Source organism: Methanosarcina sp. 2.H.A.1B.4, assembly GCF_000979385.1.
Taxonomy (GTDB): domain Archaea; phylum Halobacteriota; class Methanosarcinia; order Methanosarcinales; family Methanosarcinaceae; genus Methanosarcina.
The window spans coordinates 1-14,519 of sequence record NZ_JJOV01000064.1 but is presented as its reverse complement, the minus strand read 5'-3'; the positions used below and the strand labels follow the sequence as shown (position 1 = coordinate 14,519).

At 43.6% G+C, this 14,519-nt stretch carries 15 protein-coding genes, 2 tRNA genes and 1 pseudogene; 13 read left to right on the top strand and 5 right to left on the bottom strand.

All coding sequences use genetic code 11. The annotated features are described in order from the left end of the window. Positions 1–185: pseudogene (locus tag EO92_RS10200) on the bottom strand (formylglycine-generating enzyme family protein); the annotation flags it as partial. A 484-nt stretch (positions 186–669) separates the two neighbouring features. Here EO92_RS10200 and priS point away from each other — a divergent pair. From priS to EO92_RS10150, 13 genes are all read left to right on the top strand, one after another. Then, positions 670–1,914: a DNA primase catalytic subunit PriS gene (gene priS, locus EO92_RS10195; RefSeq protein ID WP_048136245.1), complete on the top strand. Its 1,245-nt coding sequence runs from the start codon at positions 670–672 to the stop codon at positions 1,912–1,914. Further along, positions 1,880–2,605, top strand: coding sequence for a hypothetical protein (locus tag EO92_RS10190; RefSeq protein ID WP_048171363.1), 726 nt, complete (start codon positions 1,880–1,882; stop codon positions 2,603–2,605). Before priS ends, EO92_RS10190 begins: the two co-directional genes overlap by 35 nt. A 393-nt stretch (positions 2,606–2,998) precedes the next feature. After that, a complete protein-coding gene (locus tag EO92_RS10185; RefSeq protein WP_048136241.1) occupies positions 2,999–3,277 on the top strand; it encodes a 50S ribosomal protein L44e in 279 nt (92 codons plus the stop codon). A 6-nt stretch (positions 3,278–3,283) separates the two neighbouring features. After that, positions 3,284–3,472 (top strand): 30S ribosomal protein S27e, encoded by a 189-nt coding sequence (locus tag EO92_RS10180; RefSeq protein WP_048124561.1) that lies wholly within the window; start codon positions 3,284–3,286, stop codon positions 3,470–3,472. Between the two features lie 74 nt (positions 3,473–3,546). Continuing rightward, positions 3,547–4,359, top strand: coding sequence for a translation initiation factor IF-2 subunit alpha (locus tag EO92_RS10175; protein WP_048171360.1), 813 nt, complete (start codon positions 3,547–3,549; stop codon positions 4,357–4,359). 6 nt (positions 4,360–4,365) lie between these two features. Beyond that, positions 4,366–4,521: an RNA-protein complex protein Nop10 gene (locus EO92_RS17165; protein ID WP_082098461.1), complete on the top strand. Its 156-nt coding sequence runs from the start codon at positions 4,366–4,368 to the stop codon at positions 4,519–4,521. Positions 4,522–4,530: 9 nt separating this feature from the next. Further along, positions 4,531–5,301 (top strand): proteasome assembly chaperone family protein, encoded by a 771-nt coding sequence (locus EO92_RS10170; protein ID WP_048171358.1) that lies wholly within the window; start codon positions 4,531–4,533, stop codon positions 5,299–5,301. A 113-nt stretch (positions 5,302–5,414) separates the two neighbouring features. Further along, positions 5,415–6,818: an endonuclease Q family protein gene (locus EO92_RS10165; protein ID WP_048171356.1), complete on the top strand. Its 1,404-nt coding sequence runs from the start codon at positions 5,415–5,417 to the stop codon at positions 6,816–6,818. 217 nt (positions 6,819–7,035) lie between these two features. Then, positions 7,036–7,118 (top strand) — tRNA-Ser (locus tag EO92_RS10160). 701 nt (positions 7,119–7,819) lie between these two features. Further along, positions 7,820–8,311 (top strand): rubrerythrin family protein, encoded by a 492-nt coding sequence (locus EO92_RS10155; protein ID WP_048171354.1) that lies wholly within the window; start codon positions 7,820–7,822, stop codon positions 8,309–8,311. Positions 8,312–8,634: 323 nt separating this feature from the next. Then, positions 8,635–8,784: a hypothetical protein gene (locus EO92_RS17770; protein WP_156165785.1), complete on the top strand. Its 150-nt coding sequence runs from the start codon at positions 8,635–8,637 to the stop codon at positions 8,782–8,784. Positions 8,785–8,881: 97 nt separating this feature from the next. After that, a tRNA-Trp gene (locus EO92_RS17765) sits at positions 8,882–9,074 on the top strand. Positions 9,075–9,295: 221 nt separating this feature from the next. Beyond that, positions 9,296–10,174: a PEGA domain-containing protein gene (locus tag EO92_RS10150; RefSeq protein WP_369793143.1), complete on the top strand. Its 879-nt coding sequence runs from the start codon at positions 9,296–9,298 to the stop codon at positions 10,172–10,174. A gap of 180 nt (positions 10,175–10,354) precedes the next feature. Here EO92_RS10150 and EO92_RS10145 read toward each other — a convergent pair whose 3' ends face one another. From EO92_RS10145 to EO92_RS10130, 4 genes are all read right to left on the bottom strand, one after another. Next, positions 10,355–11,545 carry a pyridoxal phosphate-dependent aminotransferase gene (locus EO92_RS10145; RefSeq protein ID WP_048136227.1) on the bottom strand — a complete coding sequence of 397 codons (1,191 nt, stop codon included), beginning with the start codon at positions 11,543–11,545 and terminating at the stop codon, positions 10,355–10,357. Positions 11,546–11,835: 290 nt separating this feature from the next. Next, complete coding sequence (locus EO92_RS10140; protein WP_048171351.1) at positions 11,836–12,489, bottom strand: hypothetical protein; 654 nt, start codon at positions 12,487–12,489, stop codon at positions 11,836–11,838. A 110-nt stretch (positions 12,490–12,599) separates the two neighbouring features. Beyond that, positions 12,600–13,283, bottom strand: a complete 684-nt coding sequence (locus EO92_RS10135; RefSeq protein WP_048136223.1) for a queuosine precursor transporter — start codon at positions 13,281–13,283, stop codon at positions 12,600–12,602. A 130-nt stretch (positions 13,284–13,413) separates the two neighbouring features. Then, a complete protein-coding gene (locus EO92_RS10130) occupies positions 13,414–14,241 on the bottom strand; it encodes a ribonuclease H family protein (protein ID WP_048136221.1) in 828 nt (275 codons plus the stop codon). Positions 14,242–14,519 lie beyond the last annotated feature (278 nt).

Here is a 14,519-nt window from a genome sequence, read left to right as displayed (position 1 = left end):
GAGTCTTCAACAACATATGAGTCTTCAACAACATATGAGTCTTCAACAACATATGAGTCTTCAACAACATATGAGTCTTCAACAACATATGAGTCTTCAACAACATACGAGTCTTCAAGTTCTTCCTTTTTCAGACGACATAAAACCGCGTTAATGTGATTTTTAAGGCTAATTTTGCTTCCCATAAGACCTTCCCCCCAAAAGTTCTTATTTCGGTGTCAGTTTCGATAGTTATTCTGGTTTTTCACGGGCATTGACAGGAACAATTATAGAGATATTATATATATTAACAGGAAATTCATTTCCGGATTTCTTAGTCAATTTATTTCCATTGTATATGAGCTCTTTTTCTTTCTGAGCAAATCCCATCCCGGTTTAACCTATAATGAGTCCTTTCCGCTGACAATATTTACTTTGAACCTACTCTATCTTCGAATCGACTCTATTAAAGTCCAGATTTTCCTTCCAGGAATGATGTTTATTTATGTGATCCTGAACTGGTGGTTTTCCAGCAGGCTTTGAAGCCTCTGACCGGGACACAAATTGAGGATAAAAAAACTGTTTTAAAAAAACTCATATAAACAAAAGTAAAATATGAGTTAATCTATCTTAGGAAACCCAAAACCTAAAATCAAACTAAAAGATTCAAAACCCAAATTCCCAAAAACCATGGACCACCGAACCACCCGTTATTTGAAATCCTGTTTTCAGAACTATTATAAAACCGCTGAAATAGTTCTTCCTGACCACCTGCCTAATAGAGAATGGGCTTTCATCTTCTACGATGATATGCCGGAAAAAATGATGCATCGGCACAAGTCTTTCGGCTCGCCTGGAGAGGCTCTTGATTACCTTTACGGCATGGTTCCTGCGCATGTTTACAATTCTACGGCTTACTACGAATACCCTGATGCAAAGAAGATGAATGAGAAAAACTGGCTCGGGGCAGAACTAATCTTTGACCTTGATGCAGACCACCTGCCAAATGCCCCGAATAATTATGCTGATATGCTTGAGCTTGTGAAGAAAGAGACTCTTAAGCTCATAGATTTTCTGTTAGACGATTTTGGAGTTTCAGAACAGGAAATGGAGCTGGTCTTTTCCGGAGGAAGGGGATATCATTTACACGTTACGAATCCGAAAGTTCTGAAGCTCGGGAGTTCAGAGAGAAGGGAAATCGTGAATTATGTGAGCGGAAGGGACATTGATTTCAAGCACTTTTTCAAGGAGGTTGCAATGGATGGGGATTTCGGGACAGGCTCAAAGGCATTTAAAGGGATTAAGAACGTGCCTATGAAGTGCACGCTTGTTGGATACGATTCCGGGTGGGGTAAGAGGATTGCGCTTTATCTTACGGACTACATGAAGACTGAGTGTGAAAAAAAGTACAAGAAAGATATGTTTCCCGAACTCCGCAAGCATGAGAAGGTAGGGGATGCCACAATAAAAAAGCTGATTAATATTACGAACAGCGAGAATGGCTTAAAGGACATTCTGGAGAGAGGAAGGCTGGACTTTGACGTAAGAAATTTTAAGGAGATTGCCGCATATTTTATGCAGGAATCAGTTGAGGATTTCCTGAACAGGTTCGGAGCCAGTGTTGATGAACCGGTGACTGCCGACATCAAACGCCTGATCCGCGTACCCGGGTCCCTGCACGGCGGGTCCGGGATGCTGGTTAAGAAGCTTGCTTTTTCCGAGCTGGAAAGGTTTGATCCGCTCAATGATGCAGTGATCTTCAGCGACAAACCAACAAAAATAACCGTTTCAAAGCCTTTCTCAGTACAGCTGAAGGGCAAGGATTTAAGAATAGAAGAAGGCATACAGGAAGTTCCGGAGTATGCAGCCGTATATCTAATTTGTAGAGGTGTTGCGGAGTATGGACATAGAAAAAATCAGCCAAACACTGTATAAGGAAAAAAACCAGACATTGAAAACGATTCAGGCTGATTTTTATCAGGAAGCTGAAAAATACATCAGGGAGCTTGAGAAAGAGATAGGGAAGATTAATAATCCCCGTTCTCCGGAATCAAAGATGCTTAATGACGAGCATGAAAGAGCGCTTTCGGACCTTGAGACTATCTTTATGAAAAGGATAGGGAAGGTCATTACCCGGGCAACGATCCAGTCTAACGCTGATAAACCTATTTCAAAGGATCTCGAAAAGCTGCTTCCTGCAGAGAAAATGCTTTATGATCTTGTGCTTCAGGGAATAGAAGCTGCAAAAGTAGAGCTTTTAGGCCCCATTCTTTATCCCGATTCAGGGAAGATTCCGGTCTGGCCCGGGACAGGGGATGCAAGACAGGCATCTGCCGCTGTTCTTGTAGACGCAAAAACAGGCAGGGGAATAACTGTGACTGCCGAAGGGAAGAACACAGGGACAGAGTCGGGCAAAAACAATATAAACGAAGAATATGTTGTTGTCCGAATACTGAAGGACCTGCCTACCTTCACAGGGGCGGACGGCCGGAACTATACGGTCAATGCCGAAAATGTGGTTGTTTTGCCGCAACTGAATGCAACAGGGTTGATAAAGCGGAAAGCAGCAAAACTGATTGCTGCCGGAGAGAAAGGCTCCGGAGAAAAGAATTCCGAAAAGAACTGATTCCTTGGAGACATGCAGCTTATTTTAGCCAGAAAAACAGTTGTGGACAGGCATATCAGAGACCCTGTAAACAAAGGATTCATGCCTTATGAAGGAAAAGCACTTCAGGCAATAGTATTAGTATATATATGTGTAGCTATATCTGTGTAGCTTAACCTTGTTAGCGTGCTCTGACCTCGTCTTCAATAGGAGACCGTCACTCAGGATATCGAAACAAAAGAGGTTCAGACGATTTCAAACTTATCAATTAACGCTTCCCAAATTAATAGATTCCCAGGAATTAAACGTCATACGTAACGCCATACGTATATTCAATAAGTATATTTAACAGTGCTTTTCCGCAAAAGCCGGAATATGCACAAAATACCAATAATCATCAAAAAGGTGTAAAGAATGAAGATTCCAAAGAGGTTCAGAACTTACTGCCCGTTCTGTAAGACCCACCAAGAACACGTAGCAGAGAGGGTTAAGAAGGGCCAAGCTTCATCAATGACCCACATTGCGAGGCAGAAGAAAAGACAGCAAGGCATAGGAAACAGCGGAAAGTTCTCAAAGGTGCCCGGTGGCGACAAGCCAACAAAGCGCATCTGGCTCAGATACCGCTGCACCGTATGTAAGAAAGCCCACCAGAGACCCTGTTTCAGGGCAAAGAAGTTCGAGTTCAAGGAGTAAAATAAAATGATAGACTACACTCAGCGACCAAAAAGCAGGTTCCTGCGCGTAAAGTGCAACGACTGCGAAAACGAACAGATCATATTCGGAAGCGCAAGCCGTAAAATTACCTGCGTAGTCTGTGGAAGGACCCTTGCCGAACCAACCGGTGGAAAATCAACAATTACCACTCACATCCTGGAAGTACTTGAATAACCGCATCAGGGAAAGCACTTAACAGGAATAGAGTATAGAATAATTTAGAGAACAAAAATTGAGAAGTGGTACGAATGGGAAACGATAACTGGCCTGAAATCGGAGAATTTGTTGTCTGTACGGTGAAGAATGTAACTGATTTCGGAGCCTACGTCGAGCTTGAAGAATTCGGAGGAAGGGAAGGTTTCATCCATATCTCCGAAATTAAAGCAGGCTGGGTCAAGTACGTCAGGGACTACGTAAGGGAAGGGCAGAAGATTGTCTGCAAGGTTCTGAACGTGGACCCTTCCCGAGGCCACATCGACCTTTCGTTGAAAGACGTAAATGAGCACCAGCGGCGGGCTAAGATCCAGGATTGGAAGAATGAGCAGAAAGCCACCAAGTGGCTCCAGTTCGTGGCTGAAGAGACAGAGAGCGAGGGCGATGAAAGTGGCCTGCAGGCTCTGCATGAGAAACTTGTAGAAGAGTTTGGAAGTGCATACGCCGCCTTCGAAGAAGCAGCTGTTGAAGGGGAAAGCGCCTTTAAAGAGCTCAAAGTCAACAAAAAATACTTACAGAGCATAATCAAAATCGCAGGAGAAAATATCAAACTGCCCTTCGTGGATATCGCAGGGTATGTGGATCTGACCTGCAATCTTCCAAACGGCATAGAGGTCATAAAACAGGCCCTTTATGCTGCAAATTCCATCAGTGATGTTGATGGGGAAGATATCAAGCTCGAAGTAAGTTACACAGGGGCTCCGAGATACAGAATCAAGGTAATAGCTCCTGACTATAAGAAAGCCGAATCAGTCCTTAAAAAATCCGCTCAGACGGCAGTAGACACTATTGCTAAACTTGGCGGACATGGGATTTTCAAACGGCATATCGAATCAGCAAAGGCGTGATAACCTTTGGGACAAAAGATCCGCAAATGCAAAAATTGCGGCAGGTACACTTTAAGGGAAAAATGCCCGGCTTGCGGGGGAGAAGTCTTACCCGCGATCCCGGCTCGCTTTTCTCCTAAGGACCCTTACGGCAAGTACCGAAGACTGGCAAAGAAAGGATAAGGGATTTTTATGCAGCAAAGTACACTTGTCCGCCTGAAAGAAAACCTTGAGCTCAAAAACCCCATACTGGTAGTCGGGCTTCCGGGAGTAGGGCTTGTTGGCAAGCTGGTGGCAGAGCATCTGGTAGATGAACTTGAGGCTGAAAAGATTATGGAGGTTTATTCTCCGCATTTTCCACCCCAGGTCCTTATCAATAAAGATTGTACTGTCCGTCCGGTAAGCAACACCATATACCACGGGAAAGTAAACGAAACTGATGTTCTATTTCTTGTAGGGGACCACCAGAGCACTACTTCACAGGGACATTACGAACTCTGCTCTCTTTATCTGGACATTGCAGAGGAACTTAAAGTACCCAGAATATACACCCTCGGGGGCTATCCGACAGGCAAACTCACCTATGAAGAGACAGTCCTTGGGGTTGCCAACAGCACGGAACTGATCGAAGAGATTAAGAAATTCGGGGTCGAGTTCAGGGAATCGGAGCCAAGCGGGGGAATCGTAGGAGCATCCGGCCTGCTTGTGGCTTTTAGCGGGATGAGGGGCATAGATGCCGCCTGCCTTATGGGAATGACACCTGGATACCTGATGGATCCCAAAAGTGCCCAGTCTCTTTTGAAGGTACTGTGTAATATGTTCGGGATCGAGGTAAACACAGACTCCCTTAAGAAAAAAGCAGAGGAAATGGAAAGTATCCTCGAAAAGTTGAAAGAAAAAGAAGAGCAGCAGAACTTCCCAGAAGTTAAACCCACGGAAGAAGACCTGCGCTACATAGGATAAATACATAGATAGGGAAGTTCCAGGTAGAGAATACGCGGATAGAGAATCCGGATAGAGAAATACATAGTTAAGGAACCTGAAAGTTAAAAACGATTCTGGCGAAAGGTTCGGAAATGAAAGTCAATGCAGACCTCCATCTCCACTCAAAGTACTCGATGGCGTGTTCGGGGAAGATGGAACTACCCACAATTGCTAGTGAAGCTTCGAGAAAAGGGATGGAGCTTATCGGTACAGGGGACTGCACTCATCCGAAGTGGCTGGAAGAGATAAAAAAAGCAGCTATTTCAGACGAAGAAATCCGAATAGGAAATATATTTTTTATACCCACTACCGAGGTCGAGGATATCGACCGGGTACACCACCTCCTGATTTTACCTTCGATTTCAAAAGCCGAAGAGCTGGCAGAAAGAATTGCCCCTTTCGGAAACCTTGAAGCAGATGGGCGCCCATCAGTTAAGCTGGATGGCTGTGAAATTGCAGAGATTGCAAAAGATCTTGGAGCTCTTATAGGCCCCTGTCATGCTTTCACACCATGGACTGCTCTTTATGGCTACCATGACAGCCTGGAAAGCTGCTATGGGGATATGACAGAATATGTCTCTTTTATTGAACTTGGCCTGAGTGCAGACAGTAATTACGCGGACAGGATTGAGGAACTGCACCGACTGACCTTCCTTACAAACTCTGATGCTCATTCCCCTTCTACCAATAAACTGGCAAGGGAATTTACTCAGTTCAATGTTCCTGACATTACTTTTGAAGGCATCAAGAAAGCAATTCTCAGGGAGCAGGGATACGGAGCTACTCTGAACGTCGGGTTTTTCCCTGAAGAGGGAAAGTATAACCGGTCTGCATGCGTTAAGTGCTTTACTCAATATCCGCTGCCAGAAGCCGAAGCAAGAAGATGGCGCTGTCCGATATGCAGAGGTATTATAAAAAAAGGAGTCGCTGACCGGGTCAACGAACTTGCGGATTTTGAAAAACCCGAGCATCCTGACCACCGACCTCCTTATCTTCACCTGATCCCTCTTGCAGAGATCATACAGATGTCACTCGGCCACGCAAGCGTCCAGACAAAAGGCGTAAAGACTGCCTGGGAGACCATTGTAGGGCATTTCGGAAACGAGGTTGAAGCCCTTATCTATGCAGAACCTGAAGCCCTGAAAATAGTGGATGACAGGATAGTAAACGCAATTCTCGCCTTCAGGAAGGGCGATGTTATAATTCACCCCGGCGGAGGCGGCCAGTACGGCTGGCTCGAACTGCCAGGCCACCTGAAAGCAGAAAAACCCGGACCTGCAGAAAAAGGCACCGAGGAAAAGAAAAAAGCCTCAAAAATAACAAAAAGAGAGATCGGAAAGTCCAGAACTCAGATCTCATTTTCTGACCTTGCGAGAAAAAAATCCGTAGACACAATCGAAAATGAGGAAGAAAAGACAGCAAGAGCGGGTAAAAAATGGCCAGAGAAAGAGAGTCCGGAAAAACCTGCGGGTCAGAGGTCACTTTTTGATTTTTAAAATCCGGGAGCCCGCTGAGAATAAAATATATAAGATAGAAAGTCTATTCACTTAACTCTGCACCAAAAACGTCGGGTACTGCCCGGAAACGTCCTCATTATTTAAAATCCATCTAACGTTTAAGCTAACGTTTAACATTTAAGCAACGTTTAACATTTAAGCTAACGTTACATTAAGCTAACGTTTAAGCTAACCTAAAACGTTCTTAAAGCAAAATGCCCAGGTAGTCTAGCGGTAGGGCGACGGTCTCGAAAACCGTTTCTCCTTTGGGGATCGCAGGTTCGAATCCTGCCCTGGGCGTAAATCTCTGAATTAAAACCTTATTACAACCTCATTAAAACCTCTTTTTAGAAAACAGGTGTTGCCTGATTAATTTGTGAATCCATTCCGGAACCCCCGAGGAAATCGGTCAGTTTTCTCCCTTCCTGCCCCGCATGTGGACTGAACCGATCTGCCAGCAAAAATACTTTTAACCCCGATAGCCATTTTTCGCTTCCAGCAAATATAATTGCTTTCACCAGCCGGTCCGGCAGTTCGTCAAAAAAGTGAGTAATGGGTTTTCGAGTAATTTTAATTTAGCCCTTTTGATGTCACTTTTAATTTCTAGCCTTTATTTTCTCTTCTCTTCTCTTCTTTTTTGCAGGAAAGGCCGCTCTCCTGCGTCGAGCGTGACAGGAACGACCCAGAATAGCGAATCTGGTTGTATGGGTCCGAAAGATCTGTAATTTAGTCCGCTTGAACGAATATCACTGCTAAAACCCACAAATTAGCCCTCTTGAGCGAATCTCACTGCTAAAACCCATAAAGTAGTCCTCTTGAGCGCAGCGAAAAGGACCGCGTACTGTTGCGATTACATCGCAACTCCCAGGAAATCTCCGATTTCCTGTGATCCCGAGGCGCAATTCGGGCAGCGAAGCTCACTGTTCTTATGGGCGTTAAGAATAATAGATATGACCCCAGTAAATAGGGTAAAAAAGATTTCAAATCAAGGGGAGAGATATATGAGTTCTAAGGATAATCTTAAAGCTGCATTTACTGGCGAATCAATGGCGAACAGGACATACCTGGCCTTTGCGAAAAAAGCAGATGAAGAAGGATATCATCAGATAGCCAAACTCTTTAGAGCCGCTGCTGCTGCGGAAACAGTCCATGCTTTCAATCACCTCCAGCGTATGGGCGGGATTGGAACTACAATGGATAACCTGAAAGAGGCCGTTAACGGCGAAACATACGAATTTGAGACAATGTACCCCATGTTTATAGAGGAAGCAAAAACCGAAGGGGACAACAGGGCTCTCTGGAGCTTTGAAGTGGCAAATAAAGTAGAAAAGGTCCATGCCAGACTATATGAAAAAGCCCTGGAAGAAATTGGGAATAATAAAGAGGTTGATTATTACGTCTGCGGGGTCTGCGGACATACAATGGAAGGTGAACCTGAAGGGAACTGTCCAATCTGTGGGGCACCTGCATCCAAATTCAACAAAATAGACTAAAAAACCGATTAAGACAACAACATTTCAGACGGTCAACGAAATCCATCGAGAGCTAACAGATAAGAAAAAAGCTCTCCGTTTACTTTTTTGCTAGCATGGCTTTAAAAACAGATTGAAGCCATTATTAACCTTCTTTTGTTTTCATAAGGGCATCAAGCAAATAAGGAATTCGATTCCCGCGTTCCTTTGATTCTTTGGCTTTTATGCAATTATACTTCCCGAAACCTCAGGGATTCAGATAAACAACTTTATTTGCAAAACCCCTGATATAGAACAAAATTGAAAATGGAGCCCTGAAGCCTTTGAAATTAAACAAGAAATTGATGAAATACTTCGACCGCCGCAGAACAGGCAAATGGACAGGTGAGGTAAGTGCATATGACTTCGCAGTTCGCCTGCTTGGTTACATATCATTTGCGATATTTGTGCTCGCAATCCTTGCAGGAATAATCTATTTTCTGTTTATGTACTGAGGAAGAAATAGAAATATGTTCTCAAAAACCATGTTTCTTGCCGTTAACTATTTAAAAGAGAAAGGATATGTCAGTATCCTTGTTAACCTTTCATTAAGGGGCTGTGGCCTAGCCCGGCATGGCGATGGGCTCCAGCGGATAAATGATGAACAACGGGTCTACCGAGTCTTTCCCGACGGGGCAGGACAATGAGGAACCGTTGGAGCACTGATAGATGCTCACCAGAAAAACTGTGAAAGCAGTTGTTCGGAGATACCCGTCGATCGTGAGTTCGAATCTCACCAGCCCCACCTTTATTATTTTCTTTAATTTTCTTTAATTTCGATTTTCAGGAAAACGTTCTCATCTTTGTATGATTACTATCTAATTCCAGTATCGATACTCTCGAAATAGACCTCTTTTTGATAATATCCTCTTTTGGATTCAATTCAATCCCGGAAATGAGAATGAGGAGTTATAAATATCAGTTACTTGAAAAAAAGACCCATCATTCAAAACGAAGGGATTCCGTATAAAAATTAAACCTGATCTTAAACGAGGGGTTAAACCGAAAGACTTCAGGAAAATCCTTACCTGCATAGTATTTTCCTTCCTGATACTTACTTTAGCCGTCAGCCCTGTATTTGCGGACATATCTACCGCAGACCCCGAGCAGGGCAATTCCACAGTTGAAGAGACTGAAGAGGCTGAAAATACAGCCGCAGCCGAAAAAGGGAATTTCGGGAAAATCGAAATCATAACAATTCCAAACGGCTCTGAGATCTATATAAACGAAAAGCTCGTGGGAAAAACCCCGGCTCTTATAGAGAAAGTACCGCCCGGTTTTTATGAAGTGGTGCTAACGCAGGAAGGGTATGACGATGTCTTTGAGAGGGTGCTTGTTAAAGCCGGGAAAACTGCCTCAATCTCAAAAAAGCTCCGTGTAAACGAGAGGGTATACAGCATTTCTTCAAGCCCCTCCGGAGCAAATGTCTACCTTGACGGGAAGTACAAAGGAATAACTCCGGTCGTATTTCATGCAGACGAAGGGCAGCATAAACTGGCTATAAAGAAGACCGGATACAGCACGGTTTCAAAAGAGATCAATGCCTCCGGAGAGACAGCCCCTGTGATGGAGGAAAAACTCCACCTCAATCTCTTTACCTACTTTGCTGCAACCCTGGTTCTGCTGGCTGCAGGCATTATTATAAAAAGAAACCCCGAAAAGTTAAAGTTAAAATTCCCAAGAAAAGTTTCGGCAGGCGGCAGGGCACTCGAAAAGTTTCAGAGGGGATCAGGGAAAAGAGATGAAAACCTGCAAGAGAAATCATCAGTTCCTGATGATCTGGTAGAATTGGAAAATCTTTCGGAGATGAACTTTAAGTACACAGTAAAAAAGAAAAACCAATGAAAAATCTAACAAGGTTTTCTTATTAAAAATTGATTAGAAAAATTGATTAGAAAAATTGATTAGAAAAATTAATTAGGAAGATAATTATAAGGATTGAGAGGCAAAAACGGACTGCTTCCGGATTCTAGAAGTTTTCATTCTTCAGTCTCATTCTTCAGTCTCATTCTTCAGTCTCATTCTTCATCCTTCGCCTTCAAATTCTTTTTCCAGAAAAGCCTCCAGACGGTCCATGCCTTCTGCAATGTTTTCAAGGCTGTTAGCGTAGGAAAAACGCAGGTAGCCTTCTGCCCCGTTTCCGAAGTCTATGCCGGGAGTTACTGCCACACCTGCCTCATTGAGAATCCTGCGGCTCAATTTAAGAGAATCACTGCAGAACTTGCGGGCATCAGCGAGGACATAAAAAGCCCCCATTGGCTCTTTGCGCACTTCAAGGCCCATGCCGAGAAGCCTTTTAAGCATGTACTGGCGACGTATATTGTAGGTCTGGACCATCTCAGTAACGTGTTCCTGAGGACCTTTCAGGGCTGCAATGCCTGCCTCCTGGACAAAGGAGTTAGCGCAGATAAAGAAATTCTGGTGAATTTTTTGAATCGCTCGTATACAATCAGGGGGGCAGATAATATAGCCAAGTCTCCAGCCGGTCATTGCATACAGTTTGGAAAAGCCGTTAAGGACAAAGGCATTTTTCGTATATTCCAGAATGCTGTGTTCTTCTCCGCTATAGATCAGGCCCTGGTAGATTTCGTCCGAAACGATAGGAATTCCTTTTTCATCCGCTATTGCGGCAAGGCCCTGCAGACTTTCAGGAGACATAACATGCCCCCCGGGATTTGAAGGACTGTTAATGAGGATGGCTTTGGTATTCGGACTCAGGCACTGCCTTACTGTTTCGGGTTCAAGGACAAAGCCGTTAGTCTCGCTCGTATAGACAAAAACAGGGGTCCCGCCCAGATACTTTACGAAATTTGGATAGCAGGCGTAGTGAGGGTTCGACATAATTACTTCATCCCTCTTTTCAAGCAGAGCCATAAAAACAATCAGGAGACCAGGGCTTGTCCCGGAAGTAACAATAACCTGATTCGGGTCCAGGTCAACTCCAAACTTCTGATGATAAGACTCAACTATTGCCTCTCTGAGAGCAGGGAGCCCCTGGCTGTGAGTGTACTTTGTAAATCCCCTACCAATCGCAGCACAGGCGGCCTCGCAGATATGGGGAGCAGTAGGGAAATCAGGCTCTCCGACCTCAAGATGGATTATATGCCTGCCCTGAGCTTCCAGAGCCTTGGCACTTTCCAGTACTTCCATCACATAGAAAGGAGGGATATCTTCTGATTTTTTTGATAGGATGCAATCGGAATTTATCGAAAACATAAAAGACCTTCTGAAAAGCGATTACTATAAAAGCCACAAGATAAAAGCAAGTAATATCACTGAGTATGTACCTGAAACTGCGTATGCTTTCAATATTTAAATATTCTGTGGGAAAAACAAAGAGTTAAAACTAAGGGACATAAAAGAAAAATTAATCCCGGAATGAGTTTAACAAGAAAAAAGTTAACTCTCTGAATTGGGTAGATTTTATCTGTTTAAAGCAAGAAGACTCCCTTTCCCAAACCTCCGGGTCTTCAGGCGGAGGGATTCGGGGGGCAGTTCGCAGAAACTTAATCTTTCGGCATAATTTTATCAACTACCTCCACATCCGGCCCAGCCCAGCCCTGATCTTCAAGCATTTTTGCAAAATCACGCTGAAAGGTCTGGAATATTACAACGTTTTCAGGGACAATATTGAGGAAATCGTAGTCCCCATAAGCTCCCGTAAAGAAAGAGGCGACAGTTTCTTCAAATTTTTCCTCTATTCTTTGCGGGTACCAGAGTCCGTATTGAGAAAGTAAAACAAAGTTAGGATCAGGCACAGGAGCCTCTTCCGGATAGATATAAAAACCTATAAAGACCTCTTCACCAGACTTTGCAAGAACCAGTTTCTTTTCAAACCCCGGTTTCTGAAGTTTGAGAAACCATTCCCCCTTTAGAAGGTCTTCAGGTTCTTTGATAACTCCATGGGCTTTCAGAATCCTTTCAGCTACCTGCTGGATTTCCAGAATAATGGCATTACGCTGTTCTTCAGGCATCTTCAGGCAGGAGATACAGAAGTCTTCGGAGGGAACTCCTGTGTATTGAGTACCAGCCTCTGCACCTGATTTCCCCTGCTCTTCAGCCTTTATTTCGAAATCTGTTTCTGAACTTTTCGCATTACTCGGGATTTCAGCCTTAACCTGCCGTATTTCGGTCTCAGAATGTTCTACCGTAATTAGCACCCCCGTTAATGTATAGGACGGAGATGCCCATAAGCATTGGTATGTAAGTCCCTAAAAAAGATTCCCGATCCACTCCCGGATCGGACCTGATTTCAGGAACTGCACCTGTTTTAACCTTTAACCGGACCTGCTTCCCCGCTTTCCCCGGGATAGGGGACATCGTTTATGTTTCCAGAAGCAAGCCATCTGACACCAAGATATACAAAGGGGGTATCAAGGAGAGCAAACATCACTTTAAGGATCCAGACAGGCAAAATCATATAAAAAACTGAAACTACCCCCAGTTCGGGAGTTACATGATAGAAAGCAATAAACGTGAAAACGATGGAGTCGAGCAGCTGGGAAACAATTGTTGAAAGATTGTTTCTGAGCCAGAGATACCTGCCATTTGTCTTCTGCTTCCAGAAATTAAAGGCCCACAGGTCATGGTGCTGGCTTATAACAAAAGCGATCATGCTTGCCAGTATAACTCTCATGGAATTTGAAAAAACGCTATTATAAGCCTCATTATTCGGGTACAAATGAGATGGTGCCAGACCAGTACTTATGAACACGAAAATGGATGCAATACAGAGTGAAAGAAAACCTGCATGTAAGAAAACCTTTGTCACTTCCCTTCCTTTAACTTCTTCTACCATGTCCGTAATAAGGAAAGTAACCGGATATGCGAAAAAACCTACCGAGGTTACGACCCCGAATATCTCAATTAGCTTGCTCCCGAGAAGGTTTCCAAGGAGTAGAGAGCTGACGAAAACTGTTAGCAAAAGCTGTATCTTGTAATCTATGGGTTTCATGAATTCTCAGGGTTTAAGTTGGGTTTAAGGGTTGGATAACATTATAAACTGGATACTTTAACATCTTCAACACCGGCATTTGGTCCCTTAAAGAGGGAATTTAAGCAGTGGCCTGTTAGATTCCGGGAAATTACCTGAAACGTTCTGCTCTTCTGAAGAGGTTTTGAGGCGACCTGTCTACTTCATCACATATTATCTTATGGGGGATGGAAGAAGGCAGAATTGAGTAAGCCTGACTGTCCGTACCCCGAAGCCCCCAGGTTTCGTCCGTGAGCAGGAAATAGGAGTTTTCAAGCCTTACTCCCTTTGATTTCAGGGAAGAAAGGACCTCAGGGTTTGAAAGGTCTTTTCGAATCTCTTCCGCAGCCTTTACCTGAGTGCCAGGACCTCCTTTTTTTACCGGATAAACAAGGTCATCGGAAAGGATCTTTTCAATTGTGCGGACTATCAGCCTGTAGCAGGTTTTTTTGTTTGTGGACATTTCCGGAACTTTTTCCAGATAAAAAACGTTACGTCCATTCCGGGCAATATCTGAAAGAACGTCTTCACGCCTCGAAAAAGATTCCACATCAGACGTGGATATACTCGAGAAAAAAACAGGAAACTTTTTAGACAGGCTGTCTGCAGCTGCCTGGTTCGTCTTCTCGCGGGGAATATATTCAAAGCTAACTCTGGACCCTGAAAACTCCTTTTCTACTTCCTGCGCCCTTCCCTGAAAAGCTCTTACGGCTTCAGTAGAATCATTATAAACAATTATTTCGGCATCGCCTTTTGAAAAAATCCTGACAAGGGATATGGCAAAATTGAGGGCTGCAAGTTCACAGTCAAGATTATTCTGAGGATGACCCGGGACTTTAGTTGTTGACTGGTGGATCTGCCCGCCATCCCGTAACACCACGCAACCGAGGTAGGAGTCTTCACTTTCATTATAAGACGAATCACAGTAGACTTCAAGCATCTTTAGTTTCACCTTTCTAGTAAGAGGATTTTGTAGTAAACGAACCGAATGATTATAACATAGTAATTATATAGTAACAGTTGTAGATATTGAGAATTGAGCTTTTATGAGAAAGAGGGGAGAAAGTTCCTATGCTTTAGCTGGGAGTAGTTCACGAAAATAGTGTGTTAATGAGAGAAAAAGGTTTTCAGCCTTTCTGGTGATAAAGGAGAAAGGAAAAGGGCTTTAGAGTGATTTGAGAATAATAATAATAATAATAATAATAATAATAATAATAA